We start from the raw sequence: 10,435 nt of genomic DNA on the forward strand, positions 1-10,435 counted from the left end.
GAGCATGACGTCGGTCATGGACCAGTGGATCATTGCGACCGAGCTGGCCGGCTTCGACTCGAAGTCGCGCACCAGGCGCCGGTGGAGCATGAGCGCGCCCAGGGTGGAGAGTCGGCCCGGGGCGCGGTGACCAGGTTTTCCCTGGTTCCGTTTCCCCGGACCGCTCACCGAACCGGACGTGCGACTCTCACCGCATCCGGCTCTCCACGGGTTGCTGCCGGTGGATCGATGATCTTATGCGGCCCACGGCGTCGGGATGCTCAGGCCTCGCCAGCGGTAGCGGGTGACCGTCACCGCGGCGATGTTGAACAACTCGACTCCGTCCAAGGCGATCTGCCGCCAGCCCTGGGGGCCTTTGAACTGTCGGCGCAGAGCCGTCCACGTCATGCGCCGCCGATAAGTGATCATGTTGACCACTCGCCACCACACGAACGAACGCAGAGCGTTGAACGTGTGTTTGGCGACGGCATGCTTGAAGTAGTTGGCCCAGCCGCGCAGGATCTGATTGATCCTCGACAGTACGGCGGCGAACGGGACCTGGGACCTCCTGTGGGTCAGTGCCCTGATCTTCCGCTTCAACTCGCGGACAGGCTTGTCCGCGATGAACGTATAGACGTAGCACTTGTCCGTTCCCCGTTTGCGCATCCACTTGATGTGGAAGCCGAGGAAGTCGAACCCGTCAGCCATGTGCACCACGCGTGTCTTGGACGGCGACAGGCGCAGTCCAAGCGGGGCGAGAACCTCGCCGATCTCCGTTCTCAACGCCTCCACGTGGTGGCGTTCGCCCCTGACCAGCACGACGAAATCGTCCGCGTAGCGCACGATCCGCCAGTTGGGCAGGTTCTTGGCCACCCGCGTGAAGCGGCGAGAGTCGCTGGACATCGTCCCGCCCGGCTTCCACGGCCCCATCACGTGCTCGTCGAGCGCGGACAGAGCGATGTTGGCCAGCAGCGGGGAGAGGACTCCGCCTTGCGGGGTGCCGGTCTCGGACGGTTCCATCAGCCCGGTCTCCCGCAGGATCCCGGCCTTGAGGAACGCCTTGACCAGGGCGAGCACGCGCTTGTCCTTGACTCGGGAGCGCACCCGGTCCATCAGGGCCGTGTGGTCGATTGAGTCGAAGCACGCCTCGATGTCCGCATCCAGGACTTGGCGGTAGCCTTGGGTGCCCCAGAAATGGATCTCGGCGATCGCGTCGTGTGCCCTCCGGTCGGGTCGGAACCCGTAAGAGACCGACTCGAAGTCGGCCTCGAAGATGGGCTCCAGCACCAGTTTCAGTGCTGCCTGGACCACGCGGTCGGCCACGGTGGGGATGCCGAGGCTCCTCAGCTTCCCGCCGTGCTTGGGAATCGTCCGTTCGCGCACCGGCAGCGGACGGAACGTCCGCTGCCGTAACTGCTCACGCAGTTGGTTCAGGAACACCTCCACGCCCACCTGCTCGGCGATGGAGCGGACCGTGGCCCGGTCCACGCCAGCGGTGCGGGCACCGGTGTTGCCGGCGACCCGGTCCCACGCCATCGCGAGGAACCTGCGGTCGCACACCAGGTGGTACAGATCATCGAAGCGGCAGCCGGGATCGGCCGCCGCCCAGCGGTGCAGTTTGGCCTGCATCTCCCGTACCCGCAGCGGACGCACCAGCGGCGCGGCGTGCTGCACGGCCGGGGTCTCCACCCCGGCGTCTTCGAGCATTGCAGTCCCCTTCTACTTGTAACCCGCTGCCGCCCTTCGCCATGTACGCGGCTTTCCCGCGCTCGGACTACTACGGCGGCTCCGCCCCGCCCCGGCCCGTTCGGCCGACGATGGGCCCAGCCCGGATCTCCGCGCCGGATGCGCGGCCCGTGGCGGGACCGGGACGGTTCCCGTGTTCACTTGTGATCGCTTGTCGGAGTAGGCGCCCGGCTATACCCCGGCGGCATCGCCACGGTTACGCCGCAGACCTTCACCGTGGCCTTGCACGGCAGCGAACAAGACCACCACGCAAGTCGCCCGCCCGAAGAACGAGGCGGGCGTGCACCGCTCCCAGCCCAGATCCGCCAGATTCGAGCTGGTGGGATTGGTTACGAGGCTTCACACACCGGTTTCTCGCGTACACCTCTCCGTCTCGCTCGCCGGGCCCACAGCCATCTGGCAGTACTGGCCCCGCCCCGGCTTTGTCAGGGCTGCCTCCCGCCCTCCCCGGCACCTCCCAGGTCAGGCTGCCCTCAGCTTCAACCCCACTGCTGCGACAGCGGGTTGGTGCAGGTCTCTCACCTCCACACGATCAACAAGCGCCTCACGGCGCACCCGCTCGACCACCCATCGCTTGGGCACCGGCGTGAACCCTCGAGCGCCGGGCTCGCGCTGGACGATCTCGACGTCGATGCCGAGAGCGGCACCGTGCTCGACCACCGCGTTCTTGAAGCCGGCGTCCACCCACGCCTTCGTCACCGTGGGCGCGGCGTGGACGACCCTGTGCAGCAGGCTGATCCCGATCGCATTGTCGTGGACACTGACCGCGACCACAACGACGGCGACGATCAGGCCGAGCACGTCGGTGGCGATGCCCCGCTTGCGGCCCGGACTCTTCTTTCCCGGGGCGAGCCCGGTCGTCTCCTTGGGCGCGTTCGTCGAGGCGCGTACCGTCTGGGAGTCCAGGACGACGGCGGTGGGGTCCTCGTGCCGCCTCCGGCTCTCACTGACCTGCCAGCGCAGCAGGTCATAGATGGCCTCGGTGGTGCCGTCATCGCGCCACGTGCCGAAGTAGTAGTGGACGGCGCTGGGTGGCGGGAGGTCGTGCGGCAGGTAGCGCCACTGACAGCCGGTCCGGGCCTGATACACGATCGCGTTCACGATCTCCCGCAGGTCGTACCTGCCCTGATGGCCGCTGACCGACGGATGCGCGCCCTTCCACGCCGTCAGCACCGGCCGGATCAGCTCCCATCGCTCATCCGGCAGATCGCTCAGGTACGGGACGCGCTCACCCATACCCCCACTTCACCGCAACGTGGCAGGAAGTCAACACCCTCGCTGAAAACCGCACTTCACTAGAGCAGGGACGAGCCAGCCAGTTTTACCATGTGACGCCATCTCAGGTCAGGTTGGACAGGAGGGCGTACGTGAATACGGCCGTCACCCAGGTCCACAGGAGGGCGAGGCCGATGTGTCCGGCGGTACGGAAGCGGTCTCCGCGCCACAGGGTGGGTGAGAAGTAGACGAATTCAAACGCCCAGCGGGTGCCCCAGAACAGGGTCTGGCCCGCCAGCAGAGCAGTACCGAGGGAGGTACGGGTCAGAAGCTCGGGGGCGTAGCACAAGGGCAGCAGACCGAGCAGGACACAGGTCAGCCCGATGAAGAACAGGTGCGCGTAGTTGACCTGGCGGGTCAGCAGGCTGGTGCCGGCGAGGTCGGCGGGCCAGTTGACCAGGCGGGGCAGGAGGAGGTGGAAGGCACCCATGGCGGTAAGGGCGAACCCTACGAGCCGGAGTTGGGCCTCCAGGGTGAACAGGTGGCTCACTCGGGGCTCCGCTGGAAGGCGAAGGCCGTAACCAGGGTGGCGATCTGCCGTTCGGTGACGGCGCGCAGGCCTGCGCTATGGGCGAGGCGGAGCCATTCGCGGCGGGGCAGGAAGTGCCAGGCCCCAGGGCCGAAGACGGCGGTGTTGGACCAGTCGCGGAGGTGCTCCACCAGGACGAGTGTGCCGCCGGGGCGCAGAGCGCGAGTAATCTCTGCGAACAGCGTCTCCCGGTCGGTTGCCAGGCGCAGTTCGTGGAGCGCGAAGACCGCGAACGCGGTGTCCTGCGAGCCGGTGGCGACAGGCAGCCGGGAAGGTCGGCCGGGCAGTGTCTCGGGACGCGGGGGCACCCGTCGGCGGGCGCGCCGGATCGAGCCTTCGGTGGTGATCGCCGGGTCGTAGAGGTCGACAACGGTATGGGAAGTCCCGGGGTGACGGGCACCCAATGGATGGCTGGTCTCGTCGAGACCGGTCGATACCACGAGATGGTCGCCGGGACCGTCCGGCAGCAGCTCGGACAGCCAATCGAGGGAGTACAGCTCGGAGTGGTCGTACACCCACCAGCTGGCGGCAGTGCTGCTGACGAGCAGGGCGGCCGCGGTCAGCGCGCCCGTGCGGGCGAGCGCGGCCGGGACACGGGGAAGACGCGTCGCGAGGGCGAGGCCGCCGGCCATGGCGAACAGCCCGCTGGCGTACATGGGCCAGTTGTAGGCGAGCACCTCGCGAACGCCGGAGGGGCGCGGGGGTGGCGGGACGGTAGGTGCGCTCACAGGGATCCCCCGTCCAGGGACCGCCGGTAGCCGCATTCCCAGCCGTACTGAAGGTCGCTCACGTGGAAGGCGTTGGCGAGGACGGGCCTGGTTCCGGCGAACGGTCCACATTCGAAGAAGGTCAGGGTGGGAACGTCGACCGCGACCGCGACCGGATCCCAGTGCGTACGGGTGGCCTTGACCACGATCACCGACCGGGTCTCCGGCTCGTACTCGAAGGTGTACGGGAGCGGGCCCGCGTACCGGCGGGCGTCCTTGGCGCTGGCGAACGGGCTGCCCTCGGGGAGTGGGGCGGGGGTGTTCGCCAGGTCGGCGCGGACGTGGAGGTCGGCTTGGCCGTCGGCGCTGATCACCTTGAACTCAAGGGTCCGGTCGACCACCCGGGTGCCGATGCGGGCGAGGTGGTAGTTGTAGCGGGAGAAGAGGTTTCCGCCGAGGACCATCATCCGGTGGTCGGTGTCGCTGCGCAGGATACGCAGGCCGCGCATGGTGCGGCCGCCGGGGGTGGAGAAGCGAGTGAAGACCCGGTAGCCGGTAAGGATGAAGTCCCGGCCGAGGCCGGCGGGAAGAAACGACGGGCGCAGTGCCCTTGCGTCGACAACCGCGGCGGCGACGAAGCCGTGCTCGACGCCGTCCGCGTCGCGGTAGGTGTCGAGGGTGAGCCCGGGAGGGACCAGGGGGGCGAGCAGCTCAGGTGGCAGCGCGTAGGTGAGTACGAGGGAATGCGCGAAAGATGTCTGCATCGGCAGGGGGTGGCGTTGCAGCAGGTACTTCATGAGTCGATCCTCTCGGCGGTCGCGCCGGGTGGTGCGACCGGACTGTGCGGTCGACGACCGGTAGCAGCAGTCCTGCTTGTGGGCTGGCCGTCGGCAGGGTGGCATGACTTCGGAGAATCGGAGCAGTGCCGCCCAGCGCGCGCTTGAGGCACGCCGGGCGTCGACGCTCGGATCGTCCGGCTGCAGGCCAGGTCAGGGCTGCCCGGTCGTCAGGTGGGATCGCTCGCTTCGGCCCTGCGCCACTTGGTGTGGCGCAGCACGACCTGTTCGGGGCAGACGGCACTGAGGAAACGTCCGACGCACATGGCCAACCGCTCCTCGGCCAGCGCGTAGAGGATGCGGTTGCCGTCCCGCCGTTCGGTGACCAGTCCTGCCCCCTTGAGCACCCCGAGGTGCCGGGAGATGGACGGCGCGCTGATCGCGAACCGGCTCGCGATCTCCCCGGCCGCGAGCTCACCGTCCCGCAGATCCTCAAGAATCTGACGTCTCGTAGGGTCAGCCAGTGCGCGGAATGCACCTGCCTCGTCCTCGCGTACTGTGCTCATGCAGAAGAATTTAGCACATTAGCTAACTATGAAAGAAGGTGGTGGTGCTGAGTCCTGCTCGGCACCACCAACCCCAGACAGCCCGTCAACGCCGGCCAGGGCGCGCGTGCAGATCCACCCCGCGAAACCCTGGGCCCAGCACCGCTCGGGAGCAGCCACAGAGACCCCAGAAGTCGAGCAGAAATCAAACAGGAGCGCTTCAATCGAAGCGCTCCTGTTCGAGTCAAATTCGAACGCACCCGGTCGCACCCGCTCCCGACAGGGTCGGCAACGGAATGACGAACGACCAGTGGCACTCTCGTGCAGACCATCAGCCCGGCCCGGCCCGGTTCAGCCCAGCCGCGTCGTGGCGTAGGCCTCGATGGCGTCCCGCGAGCGGACGTGCATCTGCGGCCCCGGCGACGCCACCGGCAAGACCGTCGGAGCCGCCGTGGAGTACGCGGTCGTCCCCTCCCACCACGGGCGCATCGCCGCCACCGTGCCGCTGCGCGGCGGCCGACCCGGAGACGTCCTGTACGAAGTCGACTGGGACAGCCCCCGCCCCCGCACCAGCGGCACAACCGGCACACCGTCGTCGAATTGCGCCTCACCCCCCACAACAACCCTGACCGGACACAGCCGCCCGATGTGACCGGAAGCGATACCTGGCCACCGGCAGGGCCAGTTGGCCACAGCGCCACTTGAAGCGGAGCCCCGACCAAGGCTGCCCCGCCTGACGGGACCCCGGCCGTGCGGCAGGACTGCTACCGGACCGGACCGGCCAGCGTCTCGATCGGGCCCAGGTCGGGATTGGGCTCGCGGGTGATACTCGCAAGCTCCTCGGGCGGCTCACTCCCGGCCCTGACGATCGTCACGTAGGCCTTCGCCTCCTGCAGGCTCATCCGCGGAGCCTGCTTGCGCAGGTGCTGCATGGCGGCGGCGGTCCCGACGGAGTCCGCGAGGTGCCGGACGTCCGCGGCGAGGGGGTCGGGCACCCTGATGCCCTTGGCCTGCCAGAGATAGTCCTCCTCCCAGTCATCGGTCAAACGGCTGCCGGGAATGAAGTGGATGCTCCCATCCTCCCGGTCGACCAGAAAAGGGCCGCCGAGAAGGTTCCCGCGCAGAGCAGGGTTGCGGGCGCCCTCCGCCGACGTCCAGTAAGCAAGCCACCCGACCGACCGCTCCTCGACCGCGTAGACGGCCAGCTCCGGGATCAGCCTCGCCCAAGCCCAGGTCGGCCGCTCCCGCGCCAGCAAGGACTCAACCAGCTCGACCGCTCGTTCCTTGGAAATCACGCTCCCCATCCTTCACTCCGAGTCAACCGGTTTCGGCGCACCCGGTCGTCGATCCGGCGCCGTACGGCACTCGACGCGGGACGCCAACCATCGCTGCCGAGACTGGCCAACTACCACCTCCAACCCGGATCACCACCTGCACAAGGCCGTCCAACCAGTGGCCAACTATCCACACCCGACCGGTCCCACCCCGGACCGGCGGGACGGGTCACAGCCGGCTGCGGCGCACCGTCGGCCGGGCGGGCGGGGCCTGGCCTGCGCGCAGCGTGAGGGCCGCGGTGCGGGTGCGCTCCAGCCAGCTCATGACCTGGCGCAGCGTTGCGGGGTCGAGGTGGCGGGTGAGGTCGCGGACGGCCTGGTGGTCGTCGTCGGTCAGCGTGTAGAGGCCGGCGCGCTCCAGGGCGGTGTAGAGGGGCTGGGCGGCGGTGCCCGCGAGGCGGCGGTGGGCGGCGTCGGTGGTCTGTCGGGCCTGGTGGGCGGCCTCGCGGGCGCACTCGGCGACGTCCCGGCGGTGGCGTTCGGCGCGCAGCGCGTGCTGGAGGGCGGTGTCGTGGTCGGGGTCGCAGTTGTCGGCGCGGGTTTCGGCGGTGTGGTCGCGTACGCGCTGCCACTCGGCGCAGACGGTGGCCGCGGTGGCGTGGGCGGCCTCGTCTCCGGCGTCGGCGTGCCGGTCGGCGGCGCGCTCCTCGTCCCAGGCCCTGCGCAGGGCCTGCTGGACGGTCTCCAGGGTCATCCCCGCCGCCCGGCGGCGGCCCATCGACGTGCTGCCGGGCCGCGAGCCCGAACCGCTGGCCGCCTGGCTCGCCGGCCACCCTGAGGTAGAGATCATCTGCAGGGACCGCGGCGGGGCCTATGCCGAGGGTGCCCGCACCGGCGCCCCGCAGGCGACGCAGATGGCCGACGGCTGGCATCTGTGGAAGAACCTCGGCGAAGCGGTGGAGAAGACCGTAGAAGCCCATCACGCCTGCGTCCGGACGGTGTTCGCGAACACCGTACCGGCAACGCCGCCACCCGGAGACGACATCTGTCAGACTCCGCCGCCCGCAGCCGACTCTACGCTCGATGTCTGCGGCCGGGAACGCCGCCTGGTGACGCGAACGAAGGAGCGGTACGCCGCCGTACAGCAACTTCTGGCTGACGGCAGCTCGCTGGAGGGAATCTGCCGGACACTCCGGCTGGACCGGTCCACCGTGCGCCGCTTCGCCCGCGCCACCAGCATCGACGAGCTGCTCTTCAACGCGATGAACAGAGTCAGCATTCTCGACCCGTACACGGCCCATCTCCATCAGCGGTGGAACGACGGCTGCCGTGACATCGCACAACTCCACGAGGAAATCCGAGCCCTGGGATTCCGGGGCAGCATCCAGACCATCCGGCGCTACATTCGCCCCTTCAAATCCTTCACCGCCGCGCCGACAGAACCGCGTCCGGCTCCGCGGCCCCGCCGCATCGTCAGATGGATCATGACGAACCCTGGCAACCTCCCGGACGAGGACGCCCTCGCGCTCAAAGAGATCCGTGCCGGCTGTCCCGAACTGGACGCGGTCGCCCAGCACGTCCGCGACTTCGCAACGATGATGCGGGACCTGACCGGCAGCGAACTCCCCGCCTGGATGGAACGCGTCGAACACGACAACCTCCCCGCACTGCACTCCCTGGGCAACGGCCTGCGCCGGGACCAGGACGCCGTCATCGCCGGCCTGTCCAGCTCCTGGAGCTCCGGCCAGGTCGAGGGCCAGAACACGAGAGTCAAACGGATCAAAAGGGACGGGTACGGCCGGGCCAACTTCGACCTCCTCCGCACCCGCATCCTGCACAGATCCTGACCCACCCGATCACAAGATCAGCGGCTGAGCCTGACTACCGCCCATCTCCCGCCACAGCGATTCCGCGTCCACTTGCGATCGATACGCCCAAAAGATCTCCAGCTTGCCGGAGTGCGTGCCGAGCTGACCAGTGATGTCCAGACCAGACAGCATGCGCGGCCGCGACCATTCGTGCGTAAACAGCGCGACCGGCTCACCGTCGGCCCGGCCGTATCCGAGGTAGGCGACCCAGCAAGCGTTCTGCATTCGCAGGAGGTAGCCGGCGGATTGCTCCAGCAGGTCCTGCATCGTGACGTTTTCATCGACTACCCACACGCCCTCATGTGGGGCGTCGACGTCATCTCCCATGCACACGCTGTCTCGGGTCAGCACGACTCTCATGGCAACAAAGCTACCAGATTATCGTCATCATGACGATAATCTGGGGCCCGTTCATCATGGTCACATGATCGTCGCCAGAGCCGCCAATTCCCCATGCCAAACGCCAGACAATTCCCCACCCTCTCGTGTCCGGTCGTTGACCCGAACCGTCCTGACGGGGTCAATCGTCCTTGCTGGGTCGGGCCGCGGCTGAGCCTCCGCCCTTCAGCACAACAGACCGTGCTGGAGACCTTTCACCGGCTCGGCACCACCGGCGAGGGCATCGAACAGTTCCGCATGGTCGCGCTGGACATACCGACGGAAGCGGACATCGAGCGGATCCGCAAGCTGTTGGAACACGGCAACGCGAAAGGTTGGTGGCACCGGGGAGAAGGATGTGTCACTGCCGCCTGGAGGGCCAGCGCAGGCCTCAACCGCCACCGCAGGACCCGGCCGTGACCGACACCGCTCCAAGCGCACGCAAACCCTCACCGCCGCCGCGAAGGCGAAGTCGCAGGCCAAGACCCCGGCCGCCGAACAAGCCATCCGGCGGCTGATCAAGCGCGGCGAGGCGATCACCTTCCAGGCCGTCCAGCGCGAGGCCGGCGTCTCCCACGCCTTCCTCTACAACCACCCCGACCTGCGCGGACGCATCGAACAGCTGCGAGCCCAGGCCCGCCCCCTCCCCGCACCGGCGATCCCTGCGGACGCGGAGAGCACCCTCGTCCTCGCCCTGACCAGCCAGATCACCCGGCTCAAGAAGCAGCACCGCCAGGAGATCCAGGCACTACGGGACGCACTGGAACCGGCCCACGGCGAGAACCTCGACCTCCGCCGCGAGCTCAACCGCCGCGGCTCGCCTGGCCAGGTTCAGCCCAGCTGACCTGCAGGACATCAATCGCCGTGGGAACCATGATCGATTGGAGGGGTTTGCGAAACGAGGATCGGGTCACGCGTTCGTCAGCGGGCAGTCGCACTCCTCGTCGCACAAGCACGCGCCGCACGCGGCGCACAACTCCTGGCTGTCCCGGCAGAACCGCGGCGGGTAGGTCATCTCCTCCCCGCACCAACCGCACGTCCTGGAGTCGAGGATGTCGCCCTGGCCGCCGCCCTGCTGCTGATTCGCCACGGACAAAACGTAGCGGACAAGATCAACCCTTGCATCTATGTCTTCGACGTCACCACCAGGGCGATCGCCTGGACCGATCGCCTCGACCGCGACCGAACACCGTCGATCCCCGGACATGAGCTGGCCGGAGTGGTCACCGCCCTCGGCTACGGCACGACGGGTCTCTCGGTGGAACAGCGCGTGTTCGGCCTCACCGACTGGCATCGCGACGGCACCCTCGCCGAGTACGCGGCCGTCGAGGCACGCAACCTCGCGCCGTTGCCGGGCG

Annotated in this window: 14 protein-coding genes and 1 pseudogene; 5 read left to right on the top strand and 10 right to left on the bottom strand. The window is 68.3% G+C overall.

Going from position 1 to position 10,435, the window contains the following annotated elements:
• Positions 1–234: 234 nt before the first annotated feature.
• The 6 genes from ltrA to ACFC1R_RS37945 form a co-directional block, all read right to left on the bottom strand.
• Positions 235–1,686 (bottom strand): group II intron reverse transcriptase/maturase, encoded by a 1,452-nt coding sequence (gene ltrA, locus ACFC1R_RS37920; RefSeq protein WP_375946279.1) that lies wholly within the window; start codon positions 1,684–1,686, stop codon positions 235–237.
• A gap of 501 nt (positions 1,687–2,187) precedes the next feature.
• Positions 2,188–2,961: an IS5 family transposase gene (locus ACFC1R_RS37925; RefSeq protein ID WP_375946280.1), complete on the bottom strand. Its 774-nt coding sequence runs from the start codon at positions 2,959–2,961 to the stop codon at positions 2,188–2,190.
• Between the two features lie 103 nt (positions 2,962–3,064).
• On the bottom strand, positions 3,065–3,490 hold the full coding sequence (locus tag ACFC1R_RS37930) for a hypothetical protein (protein ID WP_375946281.1): 426 nt from the start codon (positions 3,488–3,490) through the stop codon (positions 3,065–3,067).
• Positions 3,487–4,257 carry a class I SAM-dependent methyltransferase gene (locus ACFC1R_RS37935; RefSeq protein ID WP_375946282.1) on the bottom strand — a complete coding sequence of 257 codons (771 nt, stop codon included), beginning with the start codon at positions 4,255–4,257 and terminating at the stop codon, positions 3,487–3,489. The genes ACFC1R_RS37930 and ACFC1R_RS37935 overlap by 4 nt, the downstream gene beginning before the upstream one ends.
• A complete protein-coding gene (locus ACFC1R_RS37940; protein WP_375946283.1) occupies positions 4,254–5,033 on the bottom strand; it encodes a DUF2071 domain-containing protein in 780 nt (259 codons plus the stop codon). The genes ACFC1R_RS37935 and ACFC1R_RS37940 overlap by 4 nt, the downstream gene beginning before the upstream one ends.
• A gap of 209 nt (positions 5,034–5,242) precedes the next feature.
• Positions 5,243–5,578: a metalloregulator ArsR/SmtB family transcription factor gene (locus tag ACFC1R_RS37945; protein WP_375946284.1), complete on the bottom strand. Its 336-nt coding sequence runs from the start codon at positions 5,576–5,578 to the stop codon at positions 5,243–5,245.
• A 361-nt stretch (positions 5,579–5,939) separates the two neighbouring features.
• Here ACFC1R_RS37945 and ACFC1R_RS37950 point away from each other — a divergent pair, with 361 nt between their 5' ends.
• Positions 5,940–6,209: a hypothetical protein gene (locus ACFC1R_RS37950; RefSeq protein ID WP_375946285.1), complete on the top strand. Its 270-nt coding sequence runs from the start codon at positions 5,940–5,942 to the stop codon at positions 6,207–6,209.
• 112 nt (positions 6,210–6,321) lie between these two features.
• Here the strand turns inward: ACFC1R_RS37950 and ACFC1R_RS37955 are convergent, their stop codons facing one another.
• Both ACFC1R_RS37955 and ACFC1R_RS37960 read right to left on the bottom strand, forming a co-directional pair.
• Positions 6,322–6,861 (bottom strand): hypothetical protein, encoded by a 540-nt coding sequence (locus ACFC1R_RS37955; protein WP_375946286.1) that lies wholly within the window; start codon positions 6,859–6,861, stop codon positions 6,322–6,324.
• A gap of 199 nt (positions 6,862–7,060) precedes the next feature.
• Positions 7,061–7,585 (bottom strand): hypothetical protein, encoded by a 525-nt coding sequence (locus tag ACFC1R_RS37960; protein ID WP_375946287.1) that lies wholly within the window; start codon positions 7,583–7,585, stop codon positions 7,061–7,063.
• A 28-nt stretch (positions 7,586–7,613) separates the two neighbouring features.
• On the opposite strand from ACFC1R_RS37960, the gene ACFC1R_RS37965 reads away from it, so the two are divergent.
• Positions 7,614–8,678, top strand: a complete 1,065-nt coding sequence (locus tag ACFC1R_RS37965; RefSeq protein WP_375946288.1) for an ISL3 family transposase — start codon at positions 7,614–7,616, stop codon at positions 8,676–8,678.
• 9 nt (positions 8,679–8,687) lie between these two features.
• Here ACFC1R_RS37965 and ACFC1R_RS37970 read toward each other — a convergent pair whose 3' ends face one another.
• Positions 8,688–9,059, bottom strand: a complete 372-nt coding sequence (locus ACFC1R_RS37970) for a hypothetical protein (RefSeq protein ID WP_375946289.1) — start codon at positions 9,057–9,059, stop codon at positions 8,688–8,690.
• A gap of 93 nt (positions 9,060–9,152) precedes the next feature.
• Between ACFC1R_RS37970 and ACFC1R_RS37975 the strand changes: the two genes are divergently transcribed.
• Positions 9,153–9,497, top strand: coding sequence for a DUF4265 domain-containing protein (locus ACFC1R_RS37975; RefSeq protein ID WP_375946290.1), 345 nt, complete (start codon positions 9,153–9,155; stop codon positions 9,495–9,497).
• The gene (locus ACFC1R_RS37980) at positions 9,436–9,921 is read left to right on the top strand and encodes a DUF6262 family protein (protein WP_375946291.1); all 486 of its coding nucleotides are present in this window, start codon (positions 9,436–9,438) and stop codon (positions 9,919–9,921) included. Before ACFC1R_RS37975 ends, ACFC1R_RS37980 begins: the two co-directional genes overlap by 62 nt.
• A gap of 66 nt (positions 9,922–9,987) precedes the next feature.
• On the opposite strand, the gene ACFC1R_RS37985 is transcribed toward ACFC1R_RS37980, so the two are convergent.
• The gene (locus ACFC1R_RS37985; protein ID WP_375946292.1) at positions 9,988–10,167 is read right to left on the bottom strand and encodes a hypothetical protein; all 180 of its coding nucleotides are present in this window, start codon (positions 10,165–10,167) and stop codon (positions 9,988–9,990) included.
• Between the two features lie 69 nt (positions 10,168–10,236).
• On the opposite strand from ACFC1R_RS37985, the pseudogene ACFC1R_RS37990 reads away from it, so the two are divergent.
• Positions 10,237–10,435: pseudogene (locus ACFC1R_RS37990) on the top strand (alcohol dehydrogenase catalytic domain-containing protein); the annotation flags it as partial.

Origin of the sequence: Kitasatospora sp. NPDC056138 (assembly GCF_042264695.1) — a bacterium.
GTDB lineage: Bacteria > Actinomycetota > Actinomycetes > Streptomycetales > Streptomycetaceae > Kitasatospora.

Coding starts and splice junctions, on each gene's coding strand:
- ltrA (WP_375946279.1), bottom strand. CDS start 1,686: ATGCTCGAAGACGCCGGGGTGGAGACCCCGGCCGTGCAGCACGCCGCG.
- ACFC1R_RS37925 (WP_375946280.1), bottom strand. CDS start 2,961: ATGGGTGAGCGCGTCCCGTACCTGAGCGATCTGCCGGATGAGCGATGG.
- ACFC1R_RS37940 (WP_375946283.1), bottom strand. CDS start 5,033: ATGAAGTACCTGCTGCAACGCCACCCCCTGCCGATGCAGACATCTTTC.
- ACFC1R_RS37945 (WP_375946284.1), bottom strand. CDS start 5,578: ATGAGCACAGTACGCGAGGACGAGGCAGGTGCATTCCGCGCACTGGCT.
- ACFC1R_RS37950 (WP_375946285.1), top strand. CDS start 5,940: ATGGCGTCCCGCGAGCGGACGTGCATCTGCGGCCCCGGCGACGCCACC.
- ACFC1R_RS37955 (WP_375946286.1), bottom strand. CDS start 6,861: ATGGGGAGCGTGATTTCCAAGGAACGAGCGGTCGAGCTGGTTGAGTCC.
- ACFC1R_RS37960 (WP_375946287.1), bottom strand. CDS start 7,585: ATGACCCTGGAGACCGTCCAGCAGGCCCTGCGCAGGGCCTGGGACGAG.
- ACFC1R_RS37970 (WP_375946289.1), bottom strand. CDS start 9,059: ATGAGAGTCGTGCTGACCCGAGACAGCGTGTGCATGGGAGATGACGTC.
- ACFC1R_RS37975 (WP_375946290.1), top strand. CDS start 9,153: ATGCCAAACGCCAGACAATTCCCCACCCTCTCGTGTCCGGTCGTTGAC.